The sequence below is a fragment of the Pseudomonas sp. P867 genome (genome assembly GCF_019891455.1).
GTDB lineage: Bacteria > Pseudomonadota > Gammaproteobacteria > Pseudomonadales > Pseudomonadaceae > Aquipseudomonas > Aquipseudomonas synxantha_A.
Map to the genome: position 1 here is coordinate 186,477 of NZ_JAFLXB010000009.1, position 22,686 is coordinate 209,162.

Below are 22,686 nucleotides of genomic sequence, written 5' to 3' on the forward strand. Positions count from 1 at the left end.
CAGGAGCGAGCAAGCTCGCTCCTACCGACTCGGGTGGCCTAGGCAAAACCCAGGCAAAAAAAAGCCCGCTGGGGCGGCGGGCTTGATATGCAACGTTTGTAACGGATGAGGCTTTACCCTACGTTCTGGGATGTGAACAAATCGTGAAAAATATGTAAGAGAAAGTGTGAATGTGTCGATGTGCGTAAAGCTCCCGTCCAGCTGTCGCTAAATCTTCCAGCGTGCGGCACCTTTGGCAAGCCGTTGACGCATCTGATCCACGTTCGCCGCCAGTTGCAAGGTCAATAGTCGATACCCATCCAACGCACTGTAAACCGGCGCATCCAGCGCAGGCTCACTGCCTGTGGCGTAACTGCTACGCTCCAACCGCTCCGTCACCCCCGACTTCAACGCCCGCGCCATTCCCACCAACTGCACTCGAATCTGCCGGTGCTCGGCCTTGAGCATCACCTGCATCCGCGCCGTGGCCTGCTTGTCGCGCGGGTCTGGCCGGGTATTGCCGAGAATCTCCAGGGTACTGATGCACATGCGCAGGTGACGCTGGATCGCGTCCAGTTCGGTCATGGAGATCCGCACTTCCTTGGACACCGATGGCATCAATGAGCGCAGTTGCAACATTGCTGCATTCAGGCGGTTGAGCAACTTGAGGTGTTCATCATCGGTCACCGATTGGCCACCGATGATGCGGCTGTAGATCTGCGCGCAATCACGCAATGCACTGGCCAGGTTGTAGCGCCATGAGTACACCGCATACAGTGGCAGGGCGAAGGAGAAGGCCAGGGCCAGTACGATGCCGATCAGGATATCGACGGTGCGCCACAAGCCATCAGAGATCGGATTGTCCCCGTGGCCGGCAACGATAAACACCGTGATCGCCGACAGCAGCGCGATGTAACCGCCCTTACCGATGGCATGGTAGGAAAAGAACCCGCACACCACCGACATCAACAGATAGGTCAACAGCGGCAGGCCGAAGTAAGCCTGTTGCACCACCAGCAGTAAACCGACGCTGGCGCCGATCAAGGTGCCGTAAGCGCGCTCCACGGCTTTTTTGCCGATATTGCCATGGTGCTGCAAGCCGCCGATCACGATCAGCATGGTCACCGATGCCCATTCGCCGTGGGGCAGGTTCAGGCCGCTGGTGAGCAGGATGGTCGCCAGCAAACCGACGGATACGCGCGCGGCGTGGATCAGCTTGGCGTGGCGAAAGCGCCGGTACGGGTCGAGCAGGGGGCGCAGCAGGCGCCGGGCAAAAATGGGCAGGTTCATCGGTATTGAAGTGGCCTCAAATGTATGAATGTGCTCGACTCAATGTGGGAGCTGGCTTGCCTGCGATAGCATCACCGCGACCTGACTGAAAGACCGAGGCGCCGGCATCGCAGGCAAGCCAGCTCCCACACTGACCTGTCTGCACATTGGAACGGGGTTGGCTTCAGAAAATGTAGTCGGTCGTCAGGAAGCTCGAGTCACGGTTGCGCAGGATATCGCTGACCAACGCCTTGTTACTCTCCTGGAACTTGGTCGCCACCAGGGTGCGGATCGAAAACACGCGCAAGGCGTCATGCACCGACAGCGTGCCTTCGGCCGAGTTCTTGCGCCCGTTGAACGGAAAGGTGTCCGGCCCGCGCTGGCACTGGGCGTTGATATTGATACGGCCGACCTGGTTGGCGAAGGTGTCTACCAGGCGCCCGACCTCGACGGGGTTGGTACCGAAAATGCTCAACTGCTGGCCGAAGTCCGAGTCCAGCACGTAGTCGATCACGGTCTCCAGGTCGCGGTAGGGCACGATCGGCACCACCGGGCCGAATTGCTCTTCGTGGTACACGCGCATCTGCGGGTTCACCGGGTACAGCACCGCCGGATAGAAGAACGAACCACGGCTGCTGCCGCCCTCGCTATTGACCACCTGAGCGCCGTGTCGGGCGGCATCGGCCACCAGTTCGTTGAGGTAATCCACCTTGCCCACTTCCGGCAGTGGCGTCAGCGCCACGCCGTCTTCCCAGGGCATACCGGGCTTGAGCGTCGCGAGTTTGGTGTTGAATTTCTCGATAAAGCTATCGACGACATCTTCATGCACGAACAGGATCTTCAATGCAGTGCAACGCTGGCCGTTAAATGACAGCGAACCGGTGACCGCTTCACTCACCGCGTTATCCAGATCCACCTCGGGCAGCACGATCCCGGGGTTCTTCGCATCCAGCCCCAGCGCAGCACGCAAGCGGTGTGGCTTGGGGTGCAGTTTTTTCAGGTCGCTGGCAGCCTTGTTGGTGCCGATAAACGCGAAGATATCGATCTTGCCGCTGGCCATCAGCGCGCTCACGGTTTCGCGGCCGCTGCCGTAGATCACGTTGATCACCCCGGCCGGGAAGCTGTCGCGGAACGCCTCCAGCAAGGGGCGGATCAACAGCACACCAAGTTTGGCCGGCTTGAACACCACGGTATTGCCCATGATCAACGCCGGGATCAGCGTGGTGAAGGTCTCGTTCAACGGGTAGTTGTAAGGCCCCATGCACAGCGCCACGCCCAGCGGTACACGGCGGATTTGCCCGAGTGTGTCCTGTTCCAGCTCGAAGCGGCTGCTGCGGCGGTCGAGTTCCTTGAGGGCGTTGATGGTGTCGGTGATGTAGTCGCAGGTGCGGTCGAATTCTTTCTGCGAGTCCTTGAGGTTCTTGCCGATTTCCCACATCAGCAGCTTCACCACCGCATCGCGCTGTTCGCGCATACGCCGCAAAAATGCCTCGACGTGCTGGATACGTTCGACAACGCGCATTGTCGGCCACTCACCCTGGCCGCGGTCATAGGCACGCACGGCGGCATCCAGGGCGGTGAGGGCGGTGTCGGCGTCCAGCAATGGCGTGCTGCCGATATGCACGCGTTCGTCGCCCAGTTGCACCGGGCTTTGCACGCGAGCGAGCGGGCCGTTCCACACCCGCAGCTGGCCATCGACCAGGTAATCACGCTGCTCAATGGGCGCCGCCAGGCGAAATTGCTCGGGAATCTGGGTGACGGAAGTGGGAAACAGCTGGGCGAGCAGGTTGCTGGTGGTCATGTCGCTACCCCTGGAATAGTTGCAAAACATGACTAGAGAGTCACCCAACTAGCGGCTCTAAGGCAAGGCTTACGCGCATTGTTGTTCGCAGCGCGGTGCGCGCCGGGTAAACTGCGCGGCTTTTCAGAAGGAGTTCACATGAGTCAGTATCAGCCGGGCATTCTTGCCGCACCGGTGCCTTTGCAGGCCCGCCATCTGTTTTTCGCCCTCGATTCCCTGCAAGCCGTGCCCGCGGCGCTGGACGCGCTGGTGCAGTTGACGGATGCGGCGGCCGTGGTCGGTTTCGGTGAACCGCTGGTAAAGGCGCTGGGCGCCGAAATTGAAGGGCTGCGTGCATTCCCCGCCGTCAGCGGCCCTGGCGCTGACAACCCTTCGACTCAACAGGCGCTGTGGGTATGGCTGCATGGGGTGGATCGTGGCGAGTTGCTGCTGCGTAGTCGTGCCATCGAGAAAGCCCTGGCCCCGGCGTTTCGCCTGGTGCAATCGACTGAAGGCTTCCGCTACAAGACCGGTTTTGACCTGACCGACTACGAAGACGGCACCGAAAACCCTCACGACGATGCCGCCGTGGAGGCCGCCTTGACCGACAGCGGTGCCAGCTTTGCCGCTATCCAGCAATGGCAGCACGACCTCGACGGGTTCGCCGCGTTGCCTGCCCAGGAGCGTGATCACATCATCGGCCGACGCCATGGCGACAACGAAGAGCTCGACGACGCTCCGGAATCGGCCCACACCAAGCGCACAGCCCAGGAAAGCTTCACCCCGGAAGCCTTCGTGGTGCGACGCTCGATGCCTTGGGCCGAGAATGGCCAGGCAGGATTGATGTTCCTCGCGTTTGGCCATTCCTTCGATGCGTTTGAGGCGCAGCTTCGGCGTATGAGCGGGTTGGAGGATGGGATTGTCGATGGTTTGTATCGCATCAGTAAGCCATTGACTGGTGGCTATTACTGGTGTCCCCCGGTCAGGGAAGGGCGTCTGGACCTGAGTTTGGTTTTTTAACGACCTTTGCCTGCTCCCTGACGTACGCCTCAAGCGCTTTTGAGCGTTTCCAGCCACGCGGGGTCAAGCCGGGTTTGTTCGGTATCGATCCCCAGTGCGTGCATCTTGGTCTTGTGTGCGTCGATCTCGCCGACCAGTTGCGCCTGGGCGCTGGAGTTGGCATCCAGCTCATGCATTTGCGTCAGCCCCATGTGATAGAAACGCAACAGTTTGATGGCGGCCGGGTCGTTGGCTTGTACCCGCTCGGTGACCTTGTGCATTACGTTGGTCACGCTCATCAGGCTGCGCTTGAGTTGCCAGCCATACACCGCCGGCGCCAGCCAGGGCTGGGACCAGAACGGGCCACGCACCAGTGCGACGGTGATCAACACCCCGGCAAATACACCGCCGACATTGAAGCGAAAGTTGTCCCCCCCAGGCTCACCGAACAGCATCACCGCGAGGCTCGACAGCAGCATGGCCAGGGCCAGGAACAGCACGGCCACTATCAGCGTGCTGCGGCGGGTCTGTTGACGGTAGGTGACAGGGTCGCAGGGTTTGAGCTCGAACATCCGGGTCAGGTCTCCAGAAAGGGCGGTCATCTTCTCATGCTTGCAGCAATGAAGTTGAACGATGACTGCGCACGGTTTCTCTAAACCTGTGAAGCCCCTCATGAGGTAAGCCATCATGTCTGAACACAAGCAGCCACCGCCAGGTACACCGGATCCGAACCGCACGCCGGGTGAGGAGGAGCGCGACAACAATGCTTTGCGCCCCAACGATCCCAAAGAGCGTGGCCCCGACAACGATGTCGAGCACGTCGAACAAGACCTGGAAAACCTCCACGACAAAGCGCGCCCGCTTTAGCAGGAGTCTGTGATGAACAAACGTACCGATGGTCCCCACTCCAACGAGCACGCCAGTGGCAAGGATGAGCTGGGTTTCGACCCGGACTCGCCAGATGTGGCCGACCCTCAGGTCGACCCGGTAGGTCCGGCTATTGCGCCGCTGGATGAGAAAAAGTCATCTGAGAAAAAGCCGCCCTACGATCCGTTGGGCGACTTGAAGAAGTGAATCGAGCCCCGCCGTCGTGCGGGGCTTTGTTTATTTGGGTGGGGTCCAACTGACGTCGGTGATGCCGTATTTTTCCGCCCAGGGCCGGGTGGTTTTTTTCACTTGCTCGTGACCGACGCGGCCGATGCGGCTGACATGGGCAATGTCGGCATCAACGGCCGCCCAGTGCCAGGCTTCGGCGTTATTCATCACCTCGGCGCGCACCACGAAAGACTTGGGTTTACCGTGTAGCTGATAGTGGATGGTGTAGATTTTTGCGGTACTCATGTTGCCTCCCTGTCTTGTTATAGATGGATAGGCCAGCGTTCTAAAAGGTTCATTCAAAATGACAACGTACGCAGTGGCGCGGCATAGTGACGCTCTTGCCCTGCGCCCGAGGATCGCGCCATGCTCACACCCACGGATAGCCGCCTGTACCTGCAACGCCTGGGCTATGCCTCGCCACCGGCACCCACCTTGCAGACCCTGCGGGACTTGCAGCTGCGCCATGTCTGCACCTTTGCCTTTGAAAGCCTGTCGACCCTGATGCACGCGCCGGTGCCGATTGACCTGAAAAGCGTCACACAGAAGGTGTTGCACCAAGGACGCGGCGGCTATTGCTATGAGTTGAACCAGCTGTTCCTGGCCTTGTTGCAGGAGCTGGGCTATGAGGCTCGCGGCATTACCGGTCGTGTGGTGATTGGCGGGCCACCGGACGCCCACACCGGCCGTACTCATCGTCTGAGCCTGGTGACCCTCGACGGCGTGCGCTATATCACCGATGTCGGCTTCGGTGGCATGGTCCCCAGCAGCCCGTTGCAACTGGACAACGAAGCGCCCCAAGCCACTGCCCATGAGCCTTTTCGCCTGACATGCAATCAGGGCAGCTACACATTGTGGGCCCAGGTCGGTGAAGAGTGGCGCGGCTTGTACGTGTTCGATCTGCAAGTGCAGGCAGATATCGACTACGAAATCGGCAACTGGTACGTCTCCACGCACCCGGGGTCGCCGTTCGTTGGGCAGTTGAAGGCTGCGCTGCTTGCCCCCGGTAAACGTCATACCTTGGCCAACGCCCACTATGCGCTTCATTACCTGGATCGGCCCATTGAAAAGCGCACGCTTCAAAGCGCCGACGAGTTGCTGGCGCTATTGCACGACACGTTCGGGATTCAGCTGCCGGATCAGCCTCGACTTCGCGAAGCCGTTGAAAGCCTTATCCGCACGAATCCTGAAGAATATTGAGATAGAGCCTTCGCTGAACCGTTTTTTCTCCATTTTGGTGCAAATCCGTTCGAACTTTTTGCAAACGCCAAGGTTCGAACCGATTCCTGAATACTTTGCCCACCTTAAAATGGAGATGTAAAACGATGTCCAAACTATTCGGAAAATTTCTCAAGAACACCTCGTTGCTGGCCCTGGTCGCTGCGCCTGGCGTGGTGTTCGCTGCACCTTCCACCGACCCGATCTCCACGTTCGGGATCCTGGGCAGCTACAACGACTTCAAGCTGGAAGGCGGTAGCGAAAGCGACAAGGACCACATGCCTGAAGCGGGCCTGTTCTATAACTTCGGCAACAAGCTCACCGCCGAGTCCGGCTTCATCTACCAGGCCGGTATCGAAGCCAAGTACGGCGAAAAAAGCGACAACAAGCTCAAGGAAGGCCAGGCCGACCTTGACCTCGGCTGGCGTGCCGCGCTGGATGCGCGCAACTTCGTCGACGTGATCGTAGGCGGTGGCTACACCTGGACCCGCTATGAGCCGGACACCAATGGCTACGATATGAAGCTGACCAACAAGTCGCCGTTCGCCAAGGCTGCGCTGGGCTACAACCACCAGTTCGATGACATGACGCTGCGCGTTGAAGCCGGCGCCCGTCACACCATCGATGGCCGTGCCAAACTCAAGGTAGACGGCGTTGGCAGCGACAGCGTGGACCTCAAGGACCGCACCAACCCCTATGCTGAAGTCAGCCTACTGATGAACCAGAAGGGCGACCTGCCAGTGATGGCGGGCCTGTACTACACCCGCACCGAGTACAAGCTCGACGACGACTCCTATGTGGCCGACAACACCAAGCTCAAGCGTGACGAATACGGCTTCAAGGTCGGTATTGCATTCTGACGCTGTTGTACTGCAAAAAACGCCTCGATAATCGGGGCGTTTTTTTTTGCTTTCGCAGGTCAGCCCAATGCGGCAAGTTGCGCCACGGTTTCAGGAAAACGCGCTACCAGACGGATCAGGGTGACGGCCTGGGCGTTGGGCTTGGCCCGGCCTTGTTCCCAGTTCTCCAGGGTGCGGGTGTTGGTACGCAGGTACATGGCGAATACCGACCGGGAAAGGTTGAGTTGCTGGCGCACGGCGATCACCTCATCAGCGGTGAGCGGCGCCAGCTTGTTAAGGTGGACCTTGTGGTTGCGCAGGGTGATTTTACCCTGGCGCTCATCGGCCAGGGCGTCGAAGCCTTCGACCAGTTCGGAAAAGATGTCACGTTTCATAATGTGTTCTCGCTTTGATTTCCCTGTCCAGCATGTGTTTAAGAGCTTTCTTGTGGTGGGGTGTCAGGTCGCTCTGTTCGTGCTTGCCGTACAAGGTGAATAACCAGAATTGCGTGCCGCCTGACCACCAGTAGTAAATGACTCGCAGGCCACCACGCTTGCCTTTGTTTCGCCTTTCATCAACGAAGCGAACCTTTCTCAACCCGCCCGTTCCTTCGATCACATCTCCTGCTTCGGGGTTTTTCATTAACTCCTGTTGAAAACCCTGGAAAAGCTCCTCACTCAGATAGTCCTTGCGATGCCGCTCGAATGCCGGCAGTTCGATAAATAGAGCATCCATGTTCTGTACGTAGCCTGCGTAGAGTTTGGTGGCCCACTCGCGTTAGGTCAAGTGACCGCGCTGTGGGAACTTTCTTAAAACGCAAACACCATACGGCCGGCTTCATCGGGTAGATGCCGGATGAAGAGGCAGATCGAGGAGGAAAATTCAGCGAGCAGGGGAGGGGAAAAGCAGATCCTGGGAAACGCAAAACGGCGCCCAAAGGCGCCGTTCTGTTGACTGCATCAACCTAAGCGATCAAACGCCCAGCACCGCATGCTGCACCAGGGTGAGCAACGGTTGCGGGTACACGCCCAGGAAGAACGCGAGCAGGGCGATGGCCAGCAGCATCACGCCACCGGCTTTCTGTTCCCAATGCAGCTCGGCATCCACACGGCGCAGGTTTGGCTCGATCAGGTACAGGGTGACCATCACGCGCAGGTAGTAGAACACGCCGATGGCGCTGCCCAGTACCAGGGACGCTACCAACCACCACTCGTGGGCTTCAACACCGGTTGCGACAATGTAGAACTTGCCGATAAAGCCCGCGGTCAGCGGAATGCCGGCCAGCGACAGCATCATTACGGTGAGTACGGCGGTCAGGTACGGACGGCGCCAGAACAGGCCGCGGTATTCGTACAGGGCATCGGCGTCACGGCCTTTGTAAGGCGAGGACATCAGCGTGATCACGCCGAATGCGCCGAGGCTGGTGATCACGTAAGTGACCAAGTACACGCCAATGGCTTCCACGGCCAGGCCTTTGCTCGCCACCAGGGCGATCAGCAGGTAGCCGAAGTGGGCGATGGACGAGTAACCCAGCAGGCGCTTGAGGTTGTTCTGGGTCAGCGCCAGCAGGTTACCGAACAGGATCGACGCAATGGCGATTACGGTCAGCACGTTGCTCAGCACGCCGGTGTTGGCGGCAGGGGAGATCTGGAACAGACGCACCATTACCGCAAATACCGCTACCTTCGACGCAGTCGCCAGGAACGCGGCCACCGGCGCCGGGGCGCCTTCGTACACGTCCGGGGTCCACAGGTGGAAGGGTACCAGCGACAGCTTGAACGCCAGGCCGATCAGCATCATCGCCAGGCCAAGCTGGGCGATTGGCGCCGGGCTGTTGGTGGCGGCCAGGGCGTGGCCGATACCGGTGAAGCTCAGGCTGCCGGCTTCGGCGTAGAGCAGGGCCATACCGAACAACAGGAACGCGGAACCGGCGGCCGACAGCACCATGTACTTGATACCGGCTTCCAGGGAGCGCTTGTTGAAGAAGGCGTAGGCCACCAGGCCGTAGGTCGGGATCGACAGCAGTTCCAGGCCGATGAACAAGCCGGCCAGGTGCTGCGCGCTGACCAGCACGATACCGCCGGCCGCAGCCAGCAGGATCAGCAGGTACAGCTCTTCCTTGTTACCCGGGTAGCCGGTGCCGCCTTCGCCGAGGTAGGCGTGGGCGAGGGTGACGCAGGCCAGGGTCGCCACCAGGATCAGGGCGATGTACAGCAACGCGAAGTCATCGACCATCATCAATGGCGTGACCGCCAGTGGCGCGACCTTGAGGGCCGGGATGATCGACAGCAGGGCCAGGTTCAACCCGGCGCAGGACAGCAGGAACGTTTGCGAGTGATTGCGGCGCCAGGCGATTGCCAGCATCACCACCACGATGGTGAGGCTGGTAATCAGCAGCGGCGCAAGCGCGATAAAGTGTTGGATCGTGAATTCCATAGCGCTCTTACCGGGCCGAAGCGAGTTGAGAGAAGGCGGTGCCGAACCACTGCTGCACGCCATGCATCGTTGCGGCAGAAGTGTCCAGGAACGGTTGCGGGTACACGCCGATGAAGATCAGCAACACCGCAAGGCCGAGCACCATGATCAGTTCGCGCGCATCCATCCCTTGCAGGACGGTGTCGGACTTGGCCGGGCCGAAGTAGGCGCGGTGGATCATGATCAGCGAGTACACCGAACCGAACACCAGGCCGGAGGTAGCAATGGCGCTGATCCACGGCGTCTGTACAAAGGCACCCATCAGGATCAGGAATTCGCCGATGAAGTTACCGGTCCCCGGCAAGCCCAGGGATGCAGCGGCGAAGAACAGGCTGATCGCCGGCAGATAAGCAATGCGCGACCACACGCCACCCATTTCACGCATGTCACGGGTGTGCAGGCGCTCGTACAACTGACCACTGAGGATAAACAGGGCAGCGGCCGAAACACCGTGGGCCAACATCTGGATCACTGCGCCTTGCAGCGCCAGTTGGCTGCCGGAGTAGATGCCGATCAGTACGAAACCCATGTGGGAAACGGACGAGAAGGCAATCAGGCGCTTGATGTCGGTTTGCGCGAAGGCCAGGAACGCACCGTAGAAGATCCCGATCAGACCCAGGGTCATGGCGATCGGCGCGAACTCGGCCGAGGCATTCGGGAACAGCGGCAGGGCGAAACGCAGCAGGCCGTAGGCCGCCGTCTTCAACAGGATACCGGCCAGGTCCACGGAACCGGCAGTCGGCGCCTGGGCGTGAGCGTCAGGCAACCAGGAGTGAAACGGCACCACTGGCAGCTTCACCGCGAAGGCGATGAAGAAGCCGAGCATCAGGATGTACTCGGTGGTCAGCGACATCTTGGTTTTCAACAGGTCGGCGTAGTTGAACGTAATCACGCCGGTGCTGTTGAAGTTGACCAGGACCAGGCCCAGGATCGCCACCAACATGATCAGGCCGGAAGCCTGGGTGAAGATGAAGAACTTGGTCGCCGCGTAGATCCGGGTTTTCTTGCCGTCCGAAGAACTGTGACCCCAGAGCGCGATGAGGAAGTACATCGGCACCAGCATCATTTCCCAGAAGAAGAAGAACATGAACAGGTCCAGCGCCAGGAACACGCCGACCACGCCGCCCAGGATCCACATCAGGTTCAGGTGGAAGAAGCCCACGTGACGCTGGATCTCTTTCCAGGAGCAGAGTACCGAGAGGATACCCAGCAGGCCGGTCAGCAGGATCATCAACAGCGACAGGCCGTCGAGGGCCAGGTGCACATTGATGCCGAAGCGCTGGATCCACACGTGCTTGAATTCAAGCGCGAAGGTCGGATCGACACCCGGTGCCGGAGCGAATGAATAGTCACCATGGGCCCACAGCCAGAGGCCGAGTGCGAGTTCCAGGGACATGGTCAGCAACGCAATCCAGCGGGGGAGGGTGGCGCCGAAGCGTTCACCCATCCAGCAGAGCAGGCCGCCGATAAAGGGGATCAGGATTAGCCAGGGCAGAATCATGACGGGCTCGTTTCCTTTCGCAAGTTTGCAAAGTACGCAGTGCACTTAAACATAGTCAGACCGCTACCACGACGATGGCGCCGATCACCAGCACGGCACCGGCCGCCATGGACGCTGCATACCAACGCAGTTGGCCAGTCTCGCTGCGGCTCAGGGCGGTGTGACCGGCCTTGGCGGCGCGCGGGATCAAACCGATGGTCTGGTCGAGTGGGTCTTTGCGCAGTACATGGCTGATGGCGAGGTATGGCTTGACGAACAGTTTGTCGTAGAGCCAATCGAAGCCCCAGGCAGCGAACCACCAGGCCGACAGGAAGCGCCCGATGCCACTGTTGGCCACGGCGGTCACGAAGCGACGCTTGCCGAGGAACAGCAGGGCGGCCAGCAGGATACCGGCGATGGCAATGGCGCCCGAGGCGATTTCCAGGCTGTGCTTGTCTGCGCCGCCGGCATGGCCGACGCTTTCTGGCAATACGCCGGCCAGTGGTGGAGTGATCATGGCGCCGATGAAGGTCGACAGGATGATCAGCACCGACAGTGGCAGCCAGTGGGAGATGCCATGGCCTGCGTGTGCTTCGGTCTTGGCTTCACCGTGGAAGGTGATGAAGATCAGGCGGAAGGTGTACAGCGAGGTCATGAACGCACCCACCAGGCCTGCGTAGAGCAGGTTCTGGTTACCGCTGGCAAACGCTTCCCAGAGGATTTCGTCCTTGGAGTAGAAACCGGCGGTCACCAACGGCAGGGCTGCGAGTGCGGCACCACCGACGATGAAGCTGGCGTAGGCCAGTGGCAGTTTCTTCCACAGGCCGCCCATCTTGAAGATGTTCTGCTCGTGGTGGCAGGCGACGATCACCGCACCGGAGGCGAGGAACAGCAACGCCTTGAAGAACGCGTGGGTCATCAGGTGGAAGATCGCCGCGTCCCAGGCGCCAACGCCCAGGGCCAGGAACATGTAGCCGATCTGGCTCATGGTCGAGTAGGCGAGGATACGCTTGATGTCGGTTTGCACCAGCGCGGCGAAGCCGGCCAGTACCAGGGTCACGCCACCGACGATGCCTACCAGGTGCAGGATGTCCGGTGCCAGGGTGAACAGGCCGTGGGTACGGGCGATCAGGTAGACACCGGCGGTCACCATGGTTGCGGCGTGGATCAGTGCCGAAACCGGTGTAGGGCCAGCCATCGCATCCGCCAGCCAGGTTTGCAGCGGCAGTTGCGCGGATTTACCCACGGCGCCGCCCAGCAGCATCAGGGTCGCCAAGGTGATCCAGAAGTCGCCGACCTGGAATTTCTGCGGTGCCAGCACCAGCAGTTCCTGGATGTTCAGCGTGCCCACCTGTTGGAACAGGATGAACAAGCCAATGGCCATGAACACGTCGCCGATACGGGTGACGATAAATGCCTTGAGTGCCGCATTGCCGTTGTTGCGGTTGCTGTAGTAGAAACCGATCAACAGGTACGAGCACAGGCCCACGCCTTCCCAGCCGAAGTACAGGAACAACAGGTTATCGCCGAGCACCAGGAACAACATGCTGGCGATAAACAGGTTGGTGTACGAGAAGAAGCGCGAGTAGCCCGCTTCACCGCGCATGTACCAGGACGCGAACAGGTGGATCAAAAAGCCTACACCGACCACCACGCCGAGCATGGTGATCGACAGGCCGTCGACGTAGAGGGCGAAGTTGGGCTTGAAGCCTTCCACCGACATCCACTGCCACAGCACCAGGGTGTAGTGACCGCCTTCTGGCGGCGCCACGTTGAATTGCCAGATGACGTAGGCGGCCACGATGGCCGACAGGCCGATGGAACCCACGCCGATCAAGGCCGAGAGGTTTTCCGACCAGCGCCCGCGAGAGAACGACAGCAGCAGGAAACCGATCAGGGGGAATACGAAAGTCAGAAAGATCATGTTCATCCGCGCATCTCACTGGCAGCGTCGATATCAAGCGTGTGGAAGCGACGATACAGCTGCAGCAGGATCGCCAGGCCAATACTGGCTTCGGCGGCTGCAAGGCTGATCACCAGGATGAACATGACTTGTCCATCCGGCTGGCCCCAACGTGCGCCCGCCACGATGAACGCCAGTGCCGCGGCGTTCATCATGATTTCCAGGCTCATCAACACGAACAGAATGTTACGGCGCACCATCAGGCCGACCAGGCCAAGGCAGAACAGGATGCCGGCGACCGCCAGACCATGCTCCAAAGGGATAGCAGGCATCGTCATTGCTCCTTGGCTTCGTTGCGGCCCAAGTGGAAGGCGGTGATGGCTGCGGCGAGCAGCAGCATCGAAGCCAGTTCGACCACCAGCAGGTACGGGCCGAACAGGCTGATGCCCACGGCTTTGGCGTCTACGGTGGTGTGGCCGATGGCCTGGCCGCTCTGGTGAGCGAATAGTACATACAGCAGTTCACCCAGCAGCAATGCTGCGAGGACAACCGGGCCGAGCCAGATGCCGGGCTTGAGCCAGACGCGCTCCTGGGCGACCGAAGCCGGCCCCAGGTTGAGCATCATCACCACAAACACGAACAGCACCATGATGGCGCCGGCGTAGGCGATCACTTCCAGTACACCGGCGAACGGTGCGCCGAGGCTGAAAAAGGTCATGGCCACGGCGATCAACGAAATGATCAGGTAGAGCAGGGCGTGCACGGGGTTGGTGTTGGTGATCACGCGAAGCGTGGACACCACTGCAATACCCGATGCGAAATAGAAAGCGAATTCCATCTTTCTTCCTTAAGGCAGCAAGCTCTTCACGTTGATCGGCTCGGCTTCGTTTTGTGCGGCGCCCTTCGGCTTACCGGCAACGGCCATACCTGCAACACGATAGAAGTTGTAATCAGGGTTTTTACCGGGACCAGAGATCAAAAGATCTTCTTTCTCGTACACCAGGTCCTGACGTTTGAACTCGGCCATCTCGAAATCCGGTGTGAGCTGGATCGCGGTGGTCGGGCAAGCTTCCTCGCAGAGGCCGCAGAAAATGCAGCGCGAGAAGTTGATACGGAAGAAGTCCGGGTACCAGCGACCGTCTTCGGTTTCAGCTTTCTGCAGGGAGATGCAACCCACCGGGCACGCCACGGCGCACAGGTTGCAGGCTACGCAACGCTCTTCGCCATCGGGGTCGCGGGTCAGTACGATGCGGCCGCGATAGCGCGGCGGCAGGTACACCGCTTCTTCGGGGTATTGCAGGGTGTCGCGTTTGCGAAAGCCGTGACCGAACACCATCACCAGGCTTCGCAACTGGGTACCGGTACCCTTAACGATGTCGCCAATATATTTGAACATGGGTCAAATCCTCACTGAACCGCGGCAGCTGGCGTGTTCAACAACACGACGGCAGCCGTCACCAGCAAATTGATCAGGGTCAGCGGCAGGCAGAATCTCCAGCTGAAATCCATCACCTGGTCATAGCGTGGGCGCGGAATCGAGGCGCGCAGCAGGATGAACAGCATGATGAAGAACGCGGTCTTCAAGAAGAACCAGAAGAAGGCCAACTGCGGCAGGATGCCGAACGGACCGTGCCAGCCGCCGAAGAACAGCGTGACCAGCAGGGCCGAGATCAAGATGATGCCGATGTACTCACCGACGAAGAACATGCCCCACTTCATGCCGGCATATTCAATGTGGTAACCGTCGGCCAGTTCCTGCTCCGCTTCCGGCTGGTCGAACGGGTGACGGTGAGTCACGGCCACGCCAGCGATGAAGAAGGTGCAGAAGCCAAAGAACTGCGGAATGATGAACCACAGGTTCTGTGCCTGGTACTCGACGATATCGCGCATGTTGAACGAGCCGACCTGCACCACGATGCCCATCAGGGCCAGGCCCATGAACACTTCGTAGGACACGGTCTGGGCCGAGGCCCGCAAGCTGCCCAGCAGGGCGAACTTGTTGTTACTGGCCCAACCGGCGAACAGCACCGCATACACCGACAGACCGGCCATGGCGAAGAAGAACAGCAAGCCGATGTTCAGGTCCGCCACGCCCCAGGTCGGGGTGATCGGGATGATCGCGAAGGCGATCAGCAAGGCGCTCATGGCTACCACCGGTGCCAGGGTGAAGATCACCTTGTCGGCGAACGGCGGGGTCCAGTCTTCCTTGAAGAACATTTTCAGCATGTCGGCCGCGATCTGGAACATGCCGAATGGGCCAACGCGGTTCGGACCGTAACGGTCCTGCCACCAGCCCAGCAGGCGACGTTCGACGAAGCTGAGCAGCGCGCCCGCGACGACCACGGCCAACAGGATCACGATGGCCTTGACCACCGAGATGATCACGTCAATTACTTCCGGCGTGAACCAAGTCATTGCGCTGCCTCCTGCAGACCGTCAACGGTTTTGCCGAAAATGGCAGGCGGAATACCGGCGATGCCTTTAGGCAGTGCAACCAGGCCGGCACCCAGCTCGTCATTGATACGCAGCGGCAGACGCAAGGTCTGGCCGGCGACGTTGAGGCTGAGCAGCGCGCCGTCGTTGACGCCCAGGCGGTCGGCTTCGGACTTGGCCACGGACACGTAAGCGGCAGGAATGCGCTCTTGAACCGGCGCGGCCTTGGAAGAGGTTTCTTCGCTGCCGAACAGGTGGAAGAACGGCACGACCTGCCAGGTACCCGGAGCCGGGTTGAACGGACGCGGTACCGCAGTGAACCAGTTCAGCGCGTCACCGGTGCTTTCGATCAGGCGGGTGCCCGGGTCGCCAGCACGGATGTGACCACCGACTTCATCCTGGAACTTGTTCCAGGCCTGCGGCGAGTTCCAGCCCGGCGACCAGGCAAACGGCACCTGCTGACGCGGCTCGGCCGAGCCCGAGTAACCTTCCATGGAGAAGGCGAACGCAGTGTCGATGTCTTGCGGGGTACGCGGTTCGTGCACGCTGATGTCGGCGCGCATGGCGGTACGACCGGAGTAGCGCAGCGGTTCACGGGCCAGTTTCAGGCCCTTGATACGGAACGCGGCAGACGGCGCGGCATCGACAATACGAGCCAGCTGCGGCGCGCTGGCGGCGGTGCCAGCGGTCACGTGGTCGAGCTGGGTCCAGTCTATCGGCTGGTTCAGCAGGGTGGCACGCAGGGCATGCAGCCAGCGCCAGCCTTCGTGCACCAGGATGCTGGCGTCCATGTACTTCGGATCGAACACCTGGAAGAAGCGCTGGGCGCGGCCTTCCTGGCTGACCAGGGTACCGTCGCCTTCGGCGAAGGTGGCGGCTGGCAGCACCAGGTCGGCACGCTCGCTGGTGGCGGTCTTCTGGTGGTCGGCCACGATCAGGACTTTGGCAGCGTCCAGCGCAGCGTCAACCTTAGCGGCAGCGGTGCGGGTGTACAGGTCGTTTTCCAATACCACAATGGCGTCGGCGTTGCCGTCGGTCACTGCTTGCAGGGCGGCGTCCAGGGACTCGCCACCGAGCATGGCCAGGCCCAGGCTGTTGGCTTCCGGCACCACCAGGCTGATGGAGCCGTTCTTGTCGCGCAGCTTCAGGGCTTTGGCGATGTTGGCAGCGGCTTCGATCAGCGCCTTGGAACCCAGGGAGGTGCCGGCGATGATCAATGGGCGCTTGGCCGCCAGCAGTGCGTCGGCAATGCGCTGGGCCAGTTCGACGGCTTCGGTGTCCAGACCATCGACGGCAGGCGCGCTGGCGTCGAGGGCGTGGGCCACGGCGAAACCGAGGCGGGCCAGGTCGTCCGGTGCGGCGTGCACGCATTCTTCGGCGATGTCGTCGAGCTTGGTTTCAGCCAGCGAGGCGATAAACAGCGGGTTCAGCGCGTGCTGACCGATGTTTTTCACCGCGGCGTCGAGCCACGGCTGTACGCGCATGGCGTCGGCCATTTCTTCGGCCTTGCCTTTGACCGACTGGCGCAGCGACAGGGCAATGCGCGCAGCGGTCTGGGTCAGGTCTTCACCGAGCACGAAGATCGCATCGTGGTCTTCGATGTCGCGCATGTTCGGTACTGGCAGCGGGCTGTCATTCAGCACTTGCAGGACCAGGCGGATGCGCTCCAGCTCGCCGGCTTCGATACCGCAGTAGAAGTGCTCGGCACCGACCAGCTCGCGCAACGCGAAGTTGCTTTCGAGGCTGGCACGCGGCGAACCGATACCGACGATATTGCGCCCGCGCAGCAGGTCGGCGGCTTTATCCAGCGCGGCGTCCAGGCTCAGCTTGGCGCCATCGGCCAGCAGCGGCTGGCGTGGGCGGTCTTCGCGGTTGACGTAGCCATAGCCGAAACGGCCACGGTCGCACAGGAAGTACTGGTTGACCGAACCGTTGAAGCGGTTTTCGATGCGACGCAGTTCGCCGTAGCGCTCGCCCGGGGAGATGTTGCAACCGCTGGAGCAGCCATGGCAGATGCTCGGCGCAAATTGCATGTCCCACTTACGGTTGTAGCGCTCGGAGTGAGTCTTGTCGGTAAACACACCGGTCGGGCAGACCTCGGTGAGGTTGCCGGAAAACTCGCTCTCAAGCACGCCGTCTTCAACGCGACCGAAGTACACGTTGTCGTGGGCGCCGAAGACGCCCAGGTCGGTGCCGCCGGCGTAGTCTTTATAGAAGCGCACGCAGCGGTAGCAGGCGATGCAGCGGTTCATTTCGTGGGAAATGAACGGGCCGAGGTCCTGGTTCTGGTGGGTACGCTTGGTGAAGCGATAACGGCGCTCGTTGTGGCCGGTCATCACCGTCATGTCTTGCAGGTGGCAGTGACCGCCTTCCTCACAGACCGGGCAGTCGTGGGGGTGGTTGGTCATCAGCCATTCGACAACGCTGGCGCGGAACGCCTTGGACTCTTCATCGTCGATGGAGATCCAGGTGTTGTCGGTGGCTGGGGTCATGCAGGACATGACGATACGACCACGGGTGTCGTTCTCGTCGGTGTATTGCTTGACCGCACACTGGCGACAGGCACCGACGCTACCGAGCGCGGGGTGCCAGCAGAAATACGGAATATCGAGGCCGAGTGACAGACACGCCTGTAACAGGTTGTCCGCCCCATCGACTTCGAGCGCTTTGCCGTCTACGTGGATAGTGGCCATGGTTCAAAGTTCTTCGTTGGCCCGTTGTCAGCGGGCGTGGCTAATGGAATCTTGTTATTCATGTGCATCTACACAGCCTTTACGGCGTCAGCACATGAGCAGGCGAAGGGCACGGACCCTTCGCCTGTTTAAGCGTTACGCGCCGACTACGATCGGCTTCGCCAGAGGCGGGACGGCGGCGCTGGTGGGCGCGATGCCGGCTTCGAACTCCGAGCGGAAGTATTTGATTGCGCTGCCCAATGGCTCTACGGCGCCCGGTGCGTGAGCACAGAAGGTCTTGCCTGGGCCGAGGAAGCCGACCAGGCCCAGCAGGGTTTCGATATCACCCTCGCGGCCTTCGCCGTTTTCCAGGGCCATCAGCAGCTTGACGCTCCACGGCAGGCCGTCGCGGCATGGGGTGCAGAATCCGCAGGATTCACGGGCAAAGAACTGCTCCATGTTGCGCAGCAGCGAGACCATGTTCACGGTGTTGTCGACCGCCATTGCCAGGCCGGTACCCATCCGGGTGCCCACCTTGCCGATGCCGCCGGCATACATTTGTGCGTCCAGGTGCTCAGGAAGCAGGAAACCGGTGCCGGCGCCGCCTGGCTGCCAGGCTTTCAAGGTGTAGCCGTCGCGCATACCGCCGGCGTAGTCCTCGAACAGCTCGCGTGCGGTCACGCCGAACGGCAGCTCCCACAGACCCGGGTTCTTGACCTTGCCGGAGAAGCCCATGAGCTTGGTGCCCATGTCTTCGCTGCCCTCGCGAGCCAACGATTTGTACCAGTCCACGCCGTCGGCGATGATCGCCGGCACGTTGCACAGGGTCTCGACGTTGTTCACGCAGGTCGGCTTGCCCCACACGCCTACGGCGGCGGGGAAGGGCGGCTTGGAGCGCGGGTTGGCGCGGCGACCTTCGAGGGAGTTGATCAGTGCGGTTTCTTCACCGCAGATATAACGCCCGGCGCCGGTGTGCACGAACAGTTCGAAATCGAAGCCGGAACCGAGGATGTTCTTGCCCAGCAGGCCCGCGGCCTTGGCTTCTGCCACTGCACGGTTGAGGTGCTTGGCGGCGGTGGTGTACTCGCCACGCAGGAAGATGTAGCCACGGTAGGTCTTGAGCGCACGGGCGCTGATCAACATGCCTTCGATCAGCAGATGGGGCAGTTGCTCCATCAACATGCGGTCTTTCCAGGTGTTGGGCTCCATCTCATCCGCGTTGCACAGCAGGTAGCGGATGTTGATGGATTCGTCTTTGGGCATCAGGCCCCACTTCACACCCGTGGGGAAGCCTGCGCCGCCGCGGCCCTTGAGGCCGGCGTCCTTCACGGTCTGGACGATATCGTCCTGGGCCATATCGGCGAAGGCTTTGCGCGCTGCGGCGTAACCGTTCTTGGCCTGGTATTCGTCAAGCCATACCGGCTCGCCGTCGTCACGCAGGCGCCAGGTCAGCGGGTGGGTCTCGGCCGAACGCTTGATCAGGTTGGCCGGGCCGAAGGAAGTCAGGGTCATGGGTAGCCCTCGAGCAATTGGGTCACGCCAGCAGGCTGTACGTCACCGAATGTGTCGTCGTCGATCATCAACGCCGGCGCCTTGTCGCAGTTGCCCAGGCAGCACACCGGCAGCAGCGTGAAGCGGCCGTCGGCGGTGGTCTGGCCGAGGCCGATGCCGAGCTTGGCCTGGATTTCGCTGACCACGGACTCATGGCCGCCGATGTAGCAGACCATGCTGTCGCACACGCGAATGATGTGACGGCCGACTGGCTGACGGAAGATCTGGCTGTAGAACGTGGCCACCCCTTCAACGTCGCTGGCAGGGATGCCGAGGATCTCGCCGATGGCGTAGAGGGCGCCGTCGGGCACCCAGCCACGTTCCTTCTGAACGATCTTCAGGGCTTCGATCGACGCCGCGCGCGGATCTTCGTAGTGATGCAGCTCGTGCTCGATGGCCGAGCGCTCGGTTTCACTCAAGGTGAAACGGTCTGTCTGGATAAGCGTGCTGTTCATGCTTAGCGGTCCACGTCGGCCATAACGAAATCGATACTACCCAGGTACGCAATCAAGTCCGCGACCATCTCGCCTTTGATCACCGAAGGGATCTGCTGCAAGTGGGCAAAACTTGGGGTACGAATCCGGGTGCGGTAGCTCATGGTGCCGCCATCGCTCGTCAGGTAATAACTGTTGATACCCTTGGTCGCTTCGATCATCTGGAAGGATTCGTTGGCCGGCATGACCGGGCCCCACGAAACTTGCAGGAAGTGCGTGATCAGGGTTTCGATGTGCTGCAGCGTGCGCTCTTTGGGCGGCGGCGTGGTCAGCGGGTGATCCGCCTTGTACGGGCCGGCCGGCATGTTGCGCATGCACTGCTCGATGATCTTCAGGCTCTGGCGCATTTCTTCGACGCGCACGATGCAACGGTCGTAGGCATCGCCATTGGCCGCCAGCGGTACTTCGAACTCGAAGTTCTCGTAGCCGGAGTACGGGCGCGCCTTGCGCAGGTCGAAGTCGCAACCGGTGGAACGCAGGCCGGCACCGGTGACGCCCCATTCCAGGGCCTCTTTGGTGTTGTACTGGGCGACGCCGATGGTACGACCTTTGAGGATGCTGTTGTCCAGCGCGGCTTTCTGGTACTCGTCCAGACGCTTGGGCATCCAGTCGATGAATTCCTTGACCAGGCGCTCCCAGCCGTTCGGCAGGTCGTGGGCCACGCCGCCGATGCGGTACCAGGCCGGGTGCAGGCGGAAACCGGTGATGGCTTCGATGACCTTGTAGGCGCGCTGACGGTCGGTGAAAGTGAAGAACACCGGAGTCATGGCGCCGACGTCCTGGATATAGGTACCCAGGAACAGCAGGTGGCTGGTGATGCGGAAGAACTCGGCCATCATGATGCGGATGGTGTCGACGCGGTCCGGCACTTTAATGCCGGCCAGCTTCTCGACCGAGAGCACGTACGGCAGGTTGTTCATCACGCCGCCGAGGTAGTCGATACGGTCGGTGTACGGGATGAAGCTGTGCCAGGACTGACGCTCGGCCATCTTCTCGGCGCCACGGTGGTGGTAGCCGATGTCCGGGACGCAGTCGACGATTTCTTCGCCGTCCAGTTGCAGGATGATACGGAAGGCACCGTGAGCCGAAGGGTGGTTCGGGCCCAGGTTGAGGAACATGTAGTCCTCGTTGGTGCCGGAGCGTTTCATGCCCCAGTCTTCCGGACGGAAGCGCGCCGCTTCTTCTTCAAGCTGCTGCTTGGCGAGGTTGAGGCTGTACGGGTCGAATTCGGTGGCGCGGGCAGGGAAGTCCTTGCGCAGTGGGTGACCTTCCCAGGTCGGCGGCATCATGATGCGCGTCAGGTGTGGGTGGCCAGGGAAGTCGATGCCGAACATGTCCCAGACTTCACGCTCGTACCAGCTGGCGTTCGGCCAGATACCGGTGACGGTCGGGATGCTCAGGTCGCTCTCGCTCAGGGCGACCTTGATCATCACGTCACTGTTACGTTCCAGCGACATCAAGTGGTAGAACACGGTGAAATCGGCGCCGCTCGGCAGCCCCTGGCGCTTGGTGCGCAGTCGCTCGTCCACGCCATGCAGGTCATAGAGCATGACGTACGGCTTGGGCAGGTTGCGCAGGAAGGTCAGGACTTCGACGAGCCTGGCGCGCGCCACCCACAGCACCGGCATACCGGTGCGTGTGGCCTGGGCGGTGAAGGCGTCAGGGCCAAAACGGTTATTGAGTTCGACAACCACATCCTGGTCGTCTGCCTTGTAAGGCGGGATATACAGAGCACTGCCTGTAGTCATGGTTTTTTATCGCTTTCGGTCAACGTAAAGAATGAAGCCAGGTTTTCGTTCTATATAAAGAAGCGGGCTGGATCAGACTTCGTCGGGGCTGCGCAGGTTGGTGACTGCGATTCGCTGTTCGCGGCGCTGTTCCTTTTGGGACGGCATCTCGGCGCGGTACACGCCTTGATCACCGACGACCCAGGACAGTGGGCGACGCTCCTTGCCAATCGATTCCTGCAACAGCATCAAGCCTTGCAGGAATGCTTCGGGGCGGGGCGGGCAGCCAGGCACGTAGACGTCCACGGGCAGGAACTTGTCCACCCCTTGAACGACCGAGTAGATGTCGTACATGCCACCGGAGTTGGCGCACGAACCCATGGAGATGACCCACTTCGGTTCGAGCATTTGCTCATAGAGACGCTGGATGATCGGCGCCATCTTGATGAAGCAGGTACCGGCGATAACCATGAAATCCGCCTGGCGCGGTGATGCCCGGATAACTTCGGCGCCAAAGCGGGCGATGTCATGGGGCGCCGTGAAGGCGGTGGTCATTTCCACGTAGCAGCACGAAAGGCCGAAGTTGTACGGCCACAGGGAGTTTTTACGCCCCCAGTTGACCGCGCCACTCAGCACGTCTTCCAGCTTGCCCATGTAGATGTTTTTGTGGACTTGGTCTTCTAACGGGTCGGAAACGGTTTCCCGTTCGCCGATGGGGTACTGCTCGTTAGGAGCATCCGGGTCGATCCTGGTGAGATTGTATTGCATTGCC

General features: G+C 60.8%; 23 protein-coding genes. 5 read left to right on the plus strand and 18 right to left on the minus strand.

What is annotated here, in order from left to right:
• Positions 1-207: 207 nt before the first annotated feature.
• Together J1G33_RS17935 and J1G33_RS17940 are read right to left on the minus strand one after the other, a co-directional pair.
• Entirely contained in the window at positions 208-1,269 is a 1,062-nt protein-coding gene (locus J1G33_RS17935) for an FUSC family protein (RefSeq protein WP_032880607.1), read from the minus strand.
• A gap of 163 nt (positions 1,270-1,432) precedes the next feature.
• Positions 1,433-3,049, minus strand: a complete 1,617-nt coding sequence (locus tag J1G33_RS17940) for an NADP-dependent glyceraldehyde-3-phosphate dehydrogenase (RefSeq protein ID WP_103734491.1) — start codon at positions 3,047-3,049, stop codon at positions 1,433-1,435.
• 138 nt (positions 3,050-3,187) lie between these two features.
• On the opposite strand from J1G33_RS17940, the gene J1G33_RS17945 reads away from it, so the two are divergent.
• On the plus strand, positions 3,188-4,048 hold the full coding sequence (locus J1G33_RS17945) for a Dyp-type peroxidase (RefSeq protein WP_032880609.1): 861 nt from the start codon (positions 3,188-3,190) through the stop codon (positions 4,046-4,048).
• Positions 4,049-4,077: 29 nt separating this feature from the next.
• Here the strand turns inward: J1G33_RS17945 and J1G33_RS17950 are convergent, their stop codons facing one another.
• The gene (locus tag J1G33_RS17950) at positions 4,078-4,599 is read right to left on the minus strand and encodes a DUF3087 family protein (RefSeq protein WP_032880610.1); all 522 of its coding nucleotides are present in this window, start codon (positions 4,597-4,599) and stop codon (positions 4,078-4,080) included.
• Between the two features lie 115 nt (positions 4,600-4,714).
• Here J1G33_RS17950 and J1G33_RS17955 point away from each other — a divergent pair, with 115 nt between their 5' ends.
• Both J1G33_RS17955 and J1G33_RS17960 read left to right on the plus strand, forming a co-directional pair.
• Positions 4,715-4,894, plus strand: coding sequence for a hypothetical protein (locus J1G33_RS17955; RefSeq protein ID WP_103734494.1), 180 nt, complete (start codon positions 4,715-4,717; stop codon positions 4,892-4,894).
• A gap of 12 nt (positions 4,895-4,906) precedes the next feature.
• Entirely contained in the window at positions 4,907-5,101 is a 195-nt protein-coding gene (locus J1G33_RS17960; protein WP_005789138.1) for a DUF6021 family protein, read from the plus strand.
• A gap of 30 nt (positions 5,102-5,131) precedes the next feature.
• Here the strand turns inward: J1G33_RS17960 and J1G33_RS17965 are convergent, their stop codons facing one another.
• Positions 5,132-5,368, minus strand: coding sequence for a DUF6555 family protein (locus tag J1G33_RS17965; protein WP_005789137.1), 237 nt, complete (start codon positions 5,366-5,368; stop codon positions 5,132-5,134).
• A gap of 120 nt (positions 5,369-5,488) precedes the next feature.
• On the opposite strand from J1G33_RS17965, the gene J1G33_RS17970 reads away from it, so the two are divergent.
• Together J1G33_RS17970 and J1G33_RS17975 are read left to right on the plus strand one after the other, a co-directional pair.
• A complete protein-coding gene (locus tag J1G33_RS17970; protein ID WP_223018495.1) occupies positions 5,489-6,322 on the plus strand; it encodes an arylamine N-acetyltransferase in 834 nt (277 codons plus the stop codon).
• Positions 6,323-6,447: 125 nt separating this feature from the next.
• Positions 6,448-7,200, plus strand: coding sequence for an outer membrane beta-barrel protein (locus J1G33_RS17975; protein WP_032880612.1), 753 nt, complete (start codon positions 6,448-6,450; stop codon positions 7,198-7,200).
• Positions 7,201-7,259: 59 nt separating this feature from the next.
• On the opposite strand, the gene J1G33_RS17980 is transcribed toward J1G33_RS17975, so the two are convergent.
• The 14 genes from J1G33_RS17980 to J1G33_RS18045 all read right to left on the minus strand — a co-directional run bounded on the left by J1G33_RS17980 (position 7,260) and on the right by J1G33_RS18045 (position 22,682).
• Positions 7,260-7,574 carry an XRE family transcriptional regulator gene (locus J1G33_RS17980; protein WP_014718915.1) on the minus strand — a complete coding sequence of 105 codons (315 nt, stop codon included), beginning with the start codon at positions 7,572-7,574 and terminating at the stop codon, positions 7,260-7,262.
• A complete protein-coding gene (locus tag J1G33_RS17985) occupies positions 7,564-7,914 on the minus strand; it encodes a type II toxin-antitoxin system RelE/ParE family toxin (RefSeq protein ID WP_223018496.1) in 351 nt (116 codons plus the stop codon). The genes J1G33_RS17980 and J1G33_RS17985 overlap by 11 nt, the downstream gene beginning before the upstream one ends.
• A gap of 237 nt (positions 7,915-8,151) precedes the next feature.
• Positions 8,152-9,615: an NADH-quinone oxidoreductase subunit NuoN gene (nuoN, locus tag J1G33_RS17990; protein ID WP_003192122.1), complete on the minus strand. Its 1,464-nt coding sequence runs from the start codon at positions 9,613-9,615 to the stop codon at positions 8,152-8,154.
• Between the two features lie 7 nt (positions 9,616-9,622).
• Positions 9,623-11,155, minus strand: coding sequence for an NADH-quinone oxidoreductase subunit M (nuoM, locus tag J1G33_RS17995; RefSeq protein WP_103734497.1), 1,533 nt, complete (start codon positions 11,153-11,155; stop codon positions 9,623-9,625).
• Between the two features lie 55 nt (positions 11,156-11,210).
• Positions 11,211-13,064 carry an NADH-quinone oxidoreductase subunit L gene (nuoL, locus tag J1G33_RS18000; protein ID WP_046068643.1) on the minus strand — a complete coding sequence of 618 codons (1,854 nt, stop codon included), beginning with the start codon at positions 13,062-13,064 and terminating at the stop codon, positions 11,211-11,213.
• Positions 13,061-13,369 carry an NADH-quinone oxidoreductase subunit NuoK gene (gene nuoK / locus J1G33_RS18005; protein ID WP_003174727.1) on the minus strand — a complete coding sequence of 103 codons (309 nt, stop codon included), beginning with the start codon at positions 13,367-13,369 and terminating at the stop codon, positions 13,061-13,063. Before nuoK ends, nuoL begins: the two co-directional genes overlap by 4 nt.
• Positions 13,370-13,371: 2 nt before the next feature.
• Positions 13,372-13,875: an NADH-quinone oxidoreductase subunit J gene (nuoJ, locus tag J1G33_RS18010; protein ID WP_003174726.1), complete on the minus strand. Its 504-nt coding sequence runs from the start codon at positions 13,873-13,875 to the stop codon at positions 13,372-13,374.
• Positions 13,876-13,884: 9 nt separating this feature from the next.
• Positions 13,885-14,433, minus strand: coding sequence for an NADH-quinone oxidoreductase subunit NuoI (nuoI, locus tag J1G33_RS18015; RefSeq protein ID WP_003174725.1), 549 nt, complete (start codon positions 14,431-14,433; stop codon positions 13,885-13,887).
• 11 nt (positions 14,434-14,444) lie between these two features.
• A complete protein-coding gene (gene nuoH / locus J1G33_RS18020; protein WP_003192116.1) occupies positions 14,445-15,452 on the minus strand; it encodes an NADH-quinone oxidoreductase subunit NuoH in 1,008 nt (335 codons plus the stop codon).
• On the minus strand, positions 15,449-18,163 hold the full coding sequence (gene nuoG, locus J1G33_RS18025) for an NADH-quinone oxidoreductase subunit NuoG (protein ID WP_223018497.1): 2,715 nt from the start codon (positions 18,161-18,163) through the stop codon (positions 15,449-15,451). Before nuoG ends, nuoH begins: the two co-directional genes overlap by 4 nt.
• 135 nt (positions 18,164-18,298) lie before the next feature.
• Positions 18,299-19,654, minus strand: a complete 1,356-nt coding sequence (nuoF, locus tag J1G33_RS18030; protein WP_005789119.1) for an NADH-quinone oxidoreductase subunit NuoF — start codon at positions 19,652-19,654, stop codon at positions 18,299-18,301.
• Positions 19,651-20,148 (minus strand): NADH-quinone oxidoreductase subunit NuoE, encoded by a 498-nt coding sequence (gene nuoE / locus J1G33_RS18035; RefSeq protein ID WP_003232080.1) that lies wholly within the window; start codon positions 20,146-20,148, stop codon positions 19,651-19,653. Before nuoE ends, nuoF begins: the two co-directional genes overlap by 4 nt.
• A 2-nt stretch (positions 20,149-20,150) precedes the next feature.
• Positions 20,151-21,935: an NADH-quinone oxidoreductase subunit C/D gene (gene nuoC / locus J1G33_RS18040; RefSeq protein ID WP_005789116.1), complete on the minus strand. Its 1,785-nt coding sequence runs from the start codon at positions 21,933-21,935 to the stop codon at positions 20,151-20,153.
• A 72-nt stretch (positions 21,936-22,007) separates the two neighbouring features.
• Positions 22,008-22,682, minus strand: a complete 675-nt coding sequence (locus tag J1G33_RS18045) for an NADH-quinone oxidoreductase subunit B (RefSeq protein WP_003174719.1) — start codon at positions 22,680-22,682, stop codon at positions 22,008-22,010.
• Positions 22,683-22,686: the final 4 nt, after the last annotated feature.

What these genes read in the sequence shown, in the direction of transcription:
- J1G33_RS17935 (WP_032880607.1), bottom strand. Translation starts at nt 1,269, where the DNA reads ATGAACCTGCCCATTTTTGCCCGGCGCCTGCTGCGCCCCCTGCTCGAC.
- J1G33_RS17940 (WP_103734491.1), bottom strand. Translation starts at nt 3,049, where the DNA reads ATGACCACCAGCAACCTGCTCGCCCAGCTGTTTCCCACTTCCGTCACC.
- J1G33_RS17945 (WP_032880609.1), top strand. Translation starts at nt 3,188, where the DNA reads ATGAGTCAGTATCAGCCGGGCATTCTTGCCGCACCGGTGCCTTTGCAG.
- J1G33_RS17950 (WP_032880610.1), bottom strand. Translation starts at nt 4,599, where the DNA reads ATGTTCGAGCTCAAACCCTGCGACCCTGTCACCTACCGTCAACAGACC.
- J1G33_RS17955 (WP_103734494.1), top strand. Translation starts at nt 4,715, where the DNA reads ATGTCTGAACACAAGCAGCCACCGCCAGGTACACCGGATCCGAACCGC.
- J1G33_RS17960 (WP_005789138.1), top strand. Translation starts at nt 4,907, where the DNA reads ATGAACAAACGTACCGATGGTCCCCACTCCAACGAGCACGCCAGTGGC.
- J1G33_RS17965 (WP_005789137.1), bottom strand. Translation starts at nt 5,368, where the DNA reads ATGAGTACCGCAAAAATCTACACCATCCACTATCAGCTACACGGTAAA.
- J1G33_RS17970 (WP_223018495.1), top strand. Translation starts at nt 5,489, where the DNA reads ATGCTCACACCCACGGATAGCCGCCTGTACCTGCAACGCCTGGGCTAT.
- J1G33_RS17975 (WP_032880612.1), top strand. Translation starts at nt 6,448, where the DNA reads ATGTCCAAACTATTCGGAAAATTTCTCAAGAACACCTCGTTGCTGGCC.
- J1G33_RS17980 (WP_014718915.1), bottom strand. Translation starts at nt 7,574, where the DNA reads ATGAAACGTGACATCTTTTCCGAACTGGTCGAAGGCTTCGACGCCCTG.
- J1G33_RS17985 (WP_223018496.1), bottom strand. Translation starts at nt 7,914, where the DNA reads ATGGATGCTCTATTTATCGAACTGCCGGCATTCGAGCGGCATCGCAAG.
- nuoN (WP_003192122.1), bottom strand. Translation starts at nt 9,615, where the DNA reads ATGGAATTCACGATCCAACACTTTATCGCGCTTGCGCCGCTGCTGATT.
- nuoM (WP_103734497.1), bottom strand. Translation starts at nt 11,155, where the DNA reads ATGATTCTGCCCTGGCTAATCCTGATCCCCTTTATCGGCGGCCTGCTC.
- nuoL (WP_046068643.1), bottom strand. Translation starts at nt 13,064, where the DNA reads ATGAACATGATCTTTCTGACTTTCGTATTCCCCCTGATCGGTTTCCTG.
- nuoK (WP_003174727.1), bottom strand. Translation starts at nt 13,369, where the DNA reads ATGCCTGCTATCCCTTTGGAGCATGGTCTGGCGGTCGCCGGCATCCTG.
- nuoJ (WP_003174726.1), bottom strand. Translation starts at nt 13,875, where the DNA reads ATGGAATTCGCTTTCTATTTCGCATCGGGTATTGCAGTGGTGTCCACG.
- nuoI (WP_003174725.1), bottom strand. Translation starts at nt 14,433, where the DNA reads ATGTTCAAATATATTGGCGACATCGTTAAGGGTACCGGTACCCAGTTG.
- nuoH (WP_003192116.1), bottom strand. Translation starts at nt 15,452, where the DNA reads ATGACTTGGTTCACGCCGGAAGTAATTGACGTGATCATCTCGGTGGTC.
- nuoG (WP_223018497.1), bottom strand. Translation starts at nt 18,163, where the DNA reads ATGGCCACTATCCACGTAGACGGCAAAGCGCTCGAAGTCGATGGGGCG.
- nuoF (WP_005789119.1), bottom strand. Translation starts at nt 19,654, where the DNA reads ATGACCCTGACTTCCTTCGGCCCGGCCAACCTGATCAAGCGTTCGGCC.
- nuoE (WP_003232080.1), bottom strand. Translation starts at nt 20,148, where the DNA reads ATGAACAGCACGCTTATCCAGACAGACCGTTTCACCTTGAGTGAAACC.
- nuoC (WP_005789116.1), bottom strand. Translation starts at nt 21,935, where the DNA reads ATGACTACAGGCAGTGCTCTGTATATCCCGCCTTACAAGGCAGACGAC.
- J1G33_RS18045 (WP_003174719.1), bottom strand. Translation starts at nt 22,682, where the DNA reads ATGCAATACAATCTCACCAGGATCGACCCGGATGCTCCTAACGAGCAG.